Below are 5,511 nucleotides of genomic sequence, written 5' to 3' on the forward strand. Positions count from 1 at the left end.
TTTCAGGCGTGCCGGTCATCCCGACTTTGATGGGCTGGGGCGCGATCCCCGACGACCACCGGCTGATGGCCGGCATGTGCGGGCTGCAGACCTCGCACCGCTATGGCAATGCGACGATGCTGGAAGCCGACTTCGTCTTCGGCATAGGCAACCGCTGGGCCAACCGTCACACCGGCTCCGTGGATGTCTACACCAAGGGGAAAAAATTCATCCATGTCGACATCGAACCGACGCAGATCGGCCGCGTCTTCGCGCCGGATCTCGGTGTCGTTTCGGATGCGGGCGCGGCGCTGAAGATGCTGCTCGACGTCGCCACCGAGTGGAAGACATCAGGCAGACTGCGCGACTGGTCGGGCTGGGCGAAGGAGTGCCAGGCCCGCAAGAAGACGATGAAGCGCAAGACGCATTTCGACCAGGTGCCGCTGAAGCCGCAGCGTGTCTATGAGGAGATGAACAAGGCGTTCGGCCGCGACGTCACCTATGTCACCACGATCGGCCTGTCGCAGATCGCCGGGGCGCAGTTCCTGCATGTCTACAAGCCGCGCAACTGGATCAATTGCGGCCAGGCCGGCCCGCTCGGCTGGACCTTGCCGGCAGCCCTTGGCGTGCGCGCCGCCGACCCGGATCGGACCATCGTGGCGCTGTCGGGCGACTATGATTTCCAGTTCATGATCGAGGAACTGGCGGTCGGCGCCCAGCACAAATTGCCCTATCTGCATGTCGTCGTGAACAACGCCTATCTCGGGCTGATCCGCCAGGCGCAGCGCGGTTTCTCGATGGATTTCGAGGTCGACCTCGCCTTCGAGAACATCAACCGGGCAGGCGATCCCGAGGCCGGCTACGGTGTCGACCACGTTGCCGTCGCCGAGGCGATGGGATGCAAGGCGGTCAGGGTGCGCAAGCCGGAAGAGTTCGCCGGAGCCTTCAAGGAGGCCCAGCGGTTGATGAAAGAGCACCGGGTTCCGGTCGTGCTCGAATTCATCCTCGAACGCGTCACCAACATCTCGATGGGCACCGAGATCGACAAGATCACCGAATTCGAGGAGCTTGCCGAAAGCCACGAGGATGCGCCGACGGCGATCGTGATGTTGGATTAGGAGAAAAAGAATGCCGCGTTTTTCAGCCAATCTTTCGATGCTCTTTGGCGAGCATGAGTTCCTCGACCGTTTCGATGCCGCCGCCCGCGCCGGCTTCAAGGGCGTCGAATATATCGGCCCCTATGACCATGCCCCCGATGTCGTCGCCGCCCGGTTGAAGAAGAACGGCCTGACCCAGGTGCTGTTCAACCTTCCGGCGGGGGACTGGGGCAAGGGCGAACGCGGCATTGCGGTGCTGCCGGACCGCGTGCCGGAATTCCGCCAGGGCATCGCCAAGGCGATCACCTACGCGCAGGCGCTCGGCTGCCAGCAGGTCAATTGCCTGGCCGGCATTGCGCCGGCCGGCGCCGATCGCAAGGTGCTGGAGGATGTCTTTGCCGAAAACCTTGCCTTCGCGGCGGAGAAGCTGGAGCAGGCCGGCATCAGGCTGTTGATCGAGCCGATCAACACGCGCGATATCCCGGGCTTCTTCCTTAATTACTCGGATCAAGCCTTGGCGCTGATCGACCGTGTCGGCTCAAAAAACCTGTTTCTGCAATACGACATCTATCACATGCAGATCATGGAGGGGGATCTCGCCCGTACCATCGAGGCAAACCTTGGCCGCATCGCGCATATCCAGCTTGCGGACAATCCCGGCCGTCACGAGCCGGGGACGGGCGAGATCAATTTTCCCTTCCTGTACGAGCACATTGATCGCATTGGTTATTCCGGCTGGGTCGGGGCTGAGTACAAGCCGAAGGCCGGGACGGAAGCCGGGTTGGGGTGGTTTCGGGAGTTGGCCGGGCAGGGAAGTGCTGCTGCTTAGCGGCTATCGCAGTCGAAGTCGCGTTCTGTCACGCCTCCCTCTGGCCTGCCGGCCATCTCCCCCACAGGTGGGGAGATTGGCAGCTTCGGCGTCGGCCTTTGATTTTCTGACGCTCGAAAATTGGCGAAGACAGCGGTGACATCCCTCGTGGGGGAGATGTCCGGCAGGACAGAGGGGGCGTGACAGAACGCGACCTAACAAAAGACGGAGAAAACAAATGGAAACCATCGGCTTCATTGGCCTCGGCATCATGGGCGCGCCGATGGCGGGGCATCTGCTGGACGCGGGCTATCATGTCATCACCAGCGATCATCGATCGAAACCCTCCGCCGATCTCGTCGCCAAGGGCCTGAAAACGGTCACTGGCCATGCGGCCGTGGCCAGGGCCGCCGACATCATCATCCTGATGGTGCCCGACACGCCGCAGGTGGCCGATGTGCTGTTTAGCGAGAACGGCGTCGCGTCCGGCCTGACCAAGGGCAAGCTGGTCATCGATATGAGCTCGATCTCACCGATCGAGACCAAGGTTTTCGCGAAGAAGATCAACGATCTCGGCTGCGACTATCTCGACGCGCCGGTCTCGGGCGGCGAGGTCGGCGCCAAGGCGGCATCGCTGACCATCATGGTCGGCGGCGAGGAAAACCCGTTCGAGCGCGCCAAGCCCGTCTTCGAGAAGATGGGCAAGAACATTACCCTGGTCGGGCCGAACGGGGTTGGCCAGACCACCAAGGTGGCCAACCAGATCGTCGTCGCGCTGACCATTGAAGCTGTCGCCGAAGCGCTTGTTTTTGCTTCGAAAGCCGGCGCCGATCCGGCCAAGGTCAGGCAGGCGCTGATGGGCGGGCTGGCGGCGTCGCGCATTCTGGAAGTGCATGGCGAGCGCATGGTCAAGCGCACCTTCGCGCCGGGTTTTCGGATCGAACTGCACCAGAAGGATCTGAACCTCGCGCTGGAGGGCGCGAAGGCGCTCGGCGTTTCCTTGCCCAACACCTCGACGACTCAGCAGCTGTTCAACGCCTGCGCCGCCAACGGCGGCGCCAAGGAGGATCATTCGGCTCTGGTCAGGGCGCTGGAGCGAATGGCGGCGCATGAGGTGGGGTAGAAGCGAATAGCGAATAGGGAATAGCGAATAGGGATTGCAGCCCCGAATACCGGGATTCGGCTACTCGCTACTCGCTACTCGCTAAGAACTTCCGCGCCACGTAAAGGCTGATCGCCGCGGCGTTCGATACGTTGAGCGAGTGGATCGCGCCGGGCATGTCGAGCCGCGCCAGTGTCGTCACCGTCTCGCGTGTCTTCTGGCGCAGGCCCTTGCCTTCGGCGCCCAGCACCAGGGCGATCTTTTCTCCGGCAAAGCTCTTTTCGAGTTCGGCCGGCGCGTCCGAATCAAGCCCGATGGTGCGAAAGCCCGCCTCGTGCAGTTGCCCGAGCGCGTCGGCGAGGTTCTTCACCTCGATCTGGTCGATGTGCTCCAGCGCGCCGGAGGCGGATTTCGCCAGCACGCCCGATTCCTGCGGGCTGTGGCGGGCCGTGGTGATCAGCGCGCCGGCGCCGAAGGCGACCGCCGAGCGCAGGATGGCGCCGACATTGTGCGGGTCGGTGATCTGGTCGAGCACCAGCACCAGCTTCGCGTCGCCAAGCGCATCGAGCCGCTTGGCTTTCAGCGGCTCGGCCTCGATCAGCACACCCTGATGCACGGCATCCGACCCGGTGATCTTGTCGATATCCCTGGGTTCGACCAGTTCCGTCTTGAAGGGCAGGGCGGCGAGATCGGCGATTTCCAGGCGCTCGGCCGCATTGCGCGTCACCAGCATCTTCCTGATCTTGCGGCGCGGATTGTCGAGTGCGGCGCGCACCGTGTGCAGGCCGTAGAGCCGCACCAGGCCGTCCGCGGCATTTTCGCCCGGCGGAACCGGCTGTCGGGGCCGGAACGCCGGCGCGCCGCCGCTTTTCTCGTCGCGATAGGCGCGGCGCAGCTTGGCGTAATGGGTGTCTTTGGGGGTGTTGGTTTTATCGCTCATGGCTGGCTTCTATAGCGGTGTCCTCCGGCCAAGGATATGGCCCGCCGTCACAGCCGGCGAACAACATCGAAAAACGCTGGCTGCGCGGTTGACACCCAATGGCCTTGCCGCCATAAGGCGCTGCGCTGGTTTCGGAGAACACATAACTCGGGTCCGGATCGGCGCGAATGCCTCGTTGCATGGCTCCGGCGGCAGACTGGAGAGGTGCCCGAGTGGTTAAAGGGGACGGACTGTAAATCCGTTAGCTTAGCTTACGTTGGTTCGAATCCAACCCTCTCCACCACTGCCGGCCCGGAAGCCCTGAAACGCGACAAGAATCGGACCGAAAAGTGCATGGCGCTTTTCGGATGAATCCGGTACTTCAGGTAAGGCGCGGGTATAGCTCAGTGGTAGAGCAGCAGCCTTCCAAGCTGAATATGCGGGTTCGATTCCCGCTACCCGCTCCAGACACTCATCCCATCACGGCAAGCCGAAGCACTGCGCACGAGGCGCAGCGCTGCCGTGGCTGCGCCGCGTCAGCTGTTGAACGCGGATGCGACCTGGTGCTGTTGCGGCACCTGGCCGTTCGGCGTCAGCTTGTCGACGATGCCGGGCAGGGCGGTGGACAGTTGCTTGAGCAGTTCCTGCTCGTCCAGTCCGGTCCGTTGCGCGATCTCGCGGATGATCTGCGGTCCGATCGCGGCGCCAAGATCGTTGGCGTTGATCGACTGGTTCTGGCCGGTTCCGACCCAGGAGTCCGCGGTGTTGCCGTGACCGGCGTCCCGGAGCTTTTCGAGCAGTCCGCCCAGGCCGCCCAGCAGGCCACCGTCGGCGGATGTGGTTTCCGTCGGGACGGGGGCGGTCGGAGCGGGCACGGGAGACTGTTCCGGCTCTTCGGCACTTCTGCCGCTCAGCATCTTGCCGACCAGCAATGCGCCGAGTGCGATCATCAGAGGTTTGGTGATGTTGCCGCCGGGAACGGCGTTGTCAAAAAGTCCCATCGTGGATCCTCCATAGCGACCAAGGCCCGACCCCTCCTCAACAATGAAGCATTCGGGCGGAATTTCAAGCTGGCTTGAGGTTTTGACAATCATATGAAAATGTTCGGCTGGCGAGGGGATGGAGAGGAAAAAATGGGTATCATCAGCTGGATCATTCTCGGCGTGGTCGCCGGCTTCATAGGCAGCAAGATCGTCAACAAGACCGGCCAGGGTGTCATAATGGATATCGTGCTGGGCATCGTCGGCGCCATTGTCGGTGGGCTGATCTTCAGTGCCTTCGGCGCATCTGGCGTCACCGGTCTCAACATCTACAGCCTGATCGTTGCCGTCATCGGGGCGGTGGTTGTTCTGTGGGCCTACCATCAGTTCAGCGCAAGGCGGACGCTTTAGGCGCCTGCGGATCGTCTGAGGTTTCGAGTTTCTGAAGGCAAGACCGGCTTCAGGCCGGTGTGCCCGGCTGTGGCTTGCCTATGGCATCGGGGCGGCGAAAACAAAGATCGGCGTTCCCGCAATGAAACGAGGCTAGGCGACGACGGCCAACCGGCGCTGGCGCTGATCCAGCGACACGATGGTCAGCCCGCTGCCGCCGACCAGCAGGATGCCAC

Annotated in this window: 5 protein-coding genes, 2 tRNA genes and 1 pseudogene; 6 read left to right on the forward strand and 2 right to left on the reverse strand. The window is 62.7% G+C overall.

The window, feature by feature from the left end; translation table 11 throughout:
- From gcl to EN955_RS33425, 3 genes and pseudogenes are all read left to right on the forward strand, one after another.
- Nucleotides 1-1,097 (forward strand): glyoxylate carboligase (gene gcl / locus EN955_RS33415; protein ID WP_127223551.1); only part of this gene is annotated, 1,097 nt, incomplete at its 5' end.
- Between the two features lie 10 nt (nucleotides 1,098-1,107).
- Nucleotides 1,108-1,905: a 2-oxo-tetronate isomerase gene (otnI, locus tag EN955_RS33420; RefSeq protein WP_024505799.1), complete on the forward strand. Its 798-nt coding sequence runs from the start codon at nucleotides 1,108-1,110 to the stop codon at nucleotides 1,903-1,905.
- A gap of 214 nt (nucleotides 1,906-2,119) precedes the next feature.
- Nucleotides 2,120-3,007, forward strand: a pseudogene (locus EN955_RS33425) (2-hydroxy-3-oxopropionate reductase); the annotation flags it as partial.
- A 67-nt stretch (nucleotides 3,008-3,074) separates the two neighbouring features.
- On the opposite strand, the gene rlmB reads toward EN955_RS33425, so the two are convergent.
- Nucleotides 3,075-3,926, reverse strand: a complete 852-nt coding sequence (gene rlmB, locus EN955_RS33430; RefSeq protein ID WP_024505801.1) for a 23S rRNA (guanosine(2251)-2'-O)-methyltransferase RlmB — start codon at nucleotides 3,924-3,926, stop codon at nucleotides 3,075-3,077.
- 198 nt (nucleotides 3,927-4,124) lie between these two features.
- On the opposite strand from rlmB, the gene EN955_RS33435 reads away from it, so the two are divergent.
- Nucleotides 4,125-4,209 (forward strand) — tRNA-Tyr (locus EN955_RS33435).
- 89 nt (nucleotides 4,210-4,298) lie between these two features.
- Nucleotides 4,299-4,372, forward strand: a tRNA-Gly gene (locus EN955_RS33440).
- 69 nt (nucleotides 4,373-4,441) lie between these two features.
- Here the strand turns inward: EN955_RS33440 and EN955_RS33445 are convergent.
- Nucleotides 4,442-4,906, reverse strand: coding sequence for a YidB family protein (locus tag EN955_RS33445; protein WP_024505802.1), 465 nt, complete (start codon nucleotides 4,904-4,906; stop codon nucleotides 4,442-4,444).
- A 132-nt stretch (nucleotides 4,907-5,038) separates the two neighbouring features.
- Between EN955_RS33445 and EN955_RS33450 the strand changes: the two genes are divergently transcribed.
- Nucleotides 5,039-5,296, forward strand: a complete 258-nt coding sequence (locus tag EN955_RS33450; RefSeq protein ID WP_013531402.1) for a GlsB/YeaQ/YmgE family stress response membrane protein — start codon at nucleotides 5,039-5,041, stop codon at nucleotides 5,294-5,296.
- Nucleotides 5,297-5,511 lie beyond the last annotated feature (215 nt).

Origin of the sequence: Mesorhizobium sp. M7A.F.Ca.CA.001.04.2.1, from assembly GCF_003998485.1 — a bacterium.
Classification (GTDB): Bacteria; Pseudomonadota; Alphaproteobacteria; order Rhizobiales; family Rhizobiaceae; genus Mesorhizobium; species Mesorhizobium ciceri.